General features: G+C 62.4%; 3 protein-coding genes and 1 pseudogene. All 4 read right to left on the reverse strand.

Features of this window, described 5'->3' with window-relative positions; all coding sequences use genetic code 11:
• The coding region (locus EOC06_RS42945) for a DUF1028 domain-containing protein (RefSeq protein WP_245469827.1) at positions 1-65 on the reverse strand (65 nt) is incomplete at its 3' end.
• Between the two features lie 4 nt (positions 66-69).
• Positions 70-486, reverse strand: coding sequence for a RidA family protein (locus tag EOC06_RS19910; protein ID WP_127380986.1), 417 nt, complete (start codon positions 484-486; stop codon positions 70-72).
• A gap of 41 nt (positions 487-527) precedes the next feature.
• A complete protein-coding gene (locus tag EOC06_RS19915; protein ID WP_128308587.1) occupies positions 528-1,802 on the reverse strand; it encodes an NAD(P)/FAD-dependent oxidoreductase in 1,275 nt (424 codons plus the stop codon).
• 204 nt (positions 1,803-2,006) lie between these two features.
• Positions 2,007-2,243: pseudogene (locus EOC06_RS42950) on the reverse strand (ABC transporter ATP-binding protein); the annotation flags it as partial.

Consider the following 2,243-nt stretch of genomic DNA (forward strand, 5'->3'; position numbering starts at 1 on the left):
GAGGAGGACACCGCGACCCCGAACATGCCGGTGCGGCTGCACCGCGCGACGATGGAGAATGTCATGACTTTAATCCGGGATAACTGCGGTGCCGTCGATCTCGACCAGCCAGTCCGGCCGCGCCAGGGCCTGCACGACTAGGCCGGTCGAGACGGGATGCACGCCTTTGATATACTCGCCCATGGTGCGGTAGACCGCCTCGCGATGGCGGACATCGGTAATGTAGACCACCACCTTGACCAAATGCTCGATGGTGCCGCCGCACTCCTCGATCAGCTGGCGGATGTTCTGCATGACCTTGTGCGTCTGTTCGACCGGATCATGGCTTTCGATATTCTTGGCCGTGTCGAGGTCCTGCGGGCATTGGCCGCGCAGATAGACGGTCCTGCCGCCCCGCGTAACGACCGCCTGGCACAGATCATTGTCGAGCTTCTGCTCGGGATAGGTGTCCTTGGTGTTGAACTTGCGAATTCTTGTATGGGCCATCTTGGTCTCCGTCAGTCGGCTCGAGGTCGGGACGTCCGTTTCTATGCCACTTTGGTCTCGCGCTTTGCGGACGCATGGTAGGCCAGGTACTTGCGCTGCGTGGAGATATGGTCCGCCACATGCTGGGCGTCGTGCCAGACGCCCCAGATGAAGCTCGACCCCCGCCGCGATTGCCACGGCAGTCCCAGGAAATAGATTCCCGGCTCGGTCGACACGCCGCGCTGGTGCTTCGGCTTGCCCTTTTCGTCAAACACATCGACCTTCAGCCAGTTGTAATCGACGGTGAATCCCGTTGCCCAGATGATCGAACCTATCCCGGCTTCCGCCAGGTTCAGCTCGAGAATGGGATCAGTCATGCATTGCGGGTCCGGTCCGATCTCGCGGGCCGCGGGCTCCTCGGGAAGGTCGAGGCCGTTGCGAGCGACATAGGCGTCGGCCTCGTCCAGCACCGACATGTAGTTCGCATCGCCGCGCGCGATATTTTTAGCCAGATCCGGAGCGAAGGTCATGACCCCTTCCTTGTAGGATTCCGTCCGGCCAACCAGCGTCATCCCTTGCGCGGCAAGACGCCGGAAGTCGATCGTCTGGCCGCCCCGCGCGCCGCTCACCGCGATGGTGACGTGTTCGGTGCCAGGCGCCGGCGCTTGGGCGTCCCATTTGCCCAAAACCCCCAGCCACCAGCAGAAGTCACGCTCGCGATAGGCCCGCGGCGGCCGATCATGCGGCCCGACCGAGAGGTAGACGCGCCGTCCCGCGCGCTGGAGTTCGTCGGCAATCTGCACTCCCGAAGATCCCGAGCCGACCACCAGCACCGCACCTTCGGGCAACTGGCCCGGATTGCGATAGGCGCTGGAATGGATCTGCATCGCTCCGGCATCCCCGGGGACAACCGCCGGAATGACCGGATGCTGGAAAGCCCCGGTGGCGGCAACCACGCTCCTGGCCTCGATCACGCCATCCGAGGTTTCGACCCGGAAGCCGGGACGGCCGACAAGCCTTTCCACGCTCCTGACCTCCACGCCGCAGCGGATGGGGGCAGCGATCATGCCGGCGTAAGCGACAAAATAGTCGGCGACCTTCTCCTTGCCGACAAAGGCGTCGGGACCGGCCTCCGGAAATTCCATGCCGGGAAAACGATCATGCCAGGCGGGACCATTGGCAACCAGCGAGTCCCATCTTTCGGTACGCCAGCGTTCGGCGATGCGGCTCCGCTCGAGCACGAGATGCGGCACCCCGCACTTGCTCAGATGCTCGCTCATGGCCAGCCCCGCCTGGCCGCCGCCAACAACAAGCGTGTCTACCGTTTCGACTGGCATTTCAGCGGCCCTTTCTGGCTCTCCCCGGGAGTGTCTGCGGATGTGGCGGAGATCTGATCGTTTGGTTTACTGGAGGCACCGGGCAGCGAAAATTATGATTTCATGTGGCAGTGGTTAGCTTGTCCCTAAATGCCGGGAAGCATGGCCGAAGATGTGGAGCGCGGGGCGTGGATCATCACTGTTGAGTCAGAAGAAACGGACGGCTCAGAGATAAAGGCTTCTGGCCGCCTTGGACGAGAGCAACTCCTTTGCCGGCCCCTCCTGGGCGACCTTACCCTTGACCAGCACATAGCCGCGATCGGCGATGCCCAGCCCCATTTCGGCATTCTGTTCGATCAACAGGATGGTCGTGCCTTGGCGATGGATCTCCCTTGTGATCTCGAAATACTCGCCGATGAGTTTTGGCGAGAGACCGAGCGACGGCTCGTCCATGATCACCAG

Source organism: Mesorhizobium sp. M7A.F.Ca.MR.362.00.0.0, assembly GCF_004023175.1.
Lineage (GTDB): Bacteria > Pseudomonadota > Alphaproteobacteria > Rhizobiales > Rhizobiaceae > Mesorhizobium.

Coding starts and splice junctions, on each gene's coding strand:
- EOC06_RS19910 (WP_127380986.1), bottom strand. CDS start 486: ATGGCCCATACAAGAATTCGCAAGTTCAACACCAAGGACACCTATCCC.
- EOC06_RS19915 (WP_128308587.1), bottom strand. CDS start 1,802: ATGCCAGTCGAAACGGTAGACACGCTTGTTGTTGGCGGCGGCCAGGCG.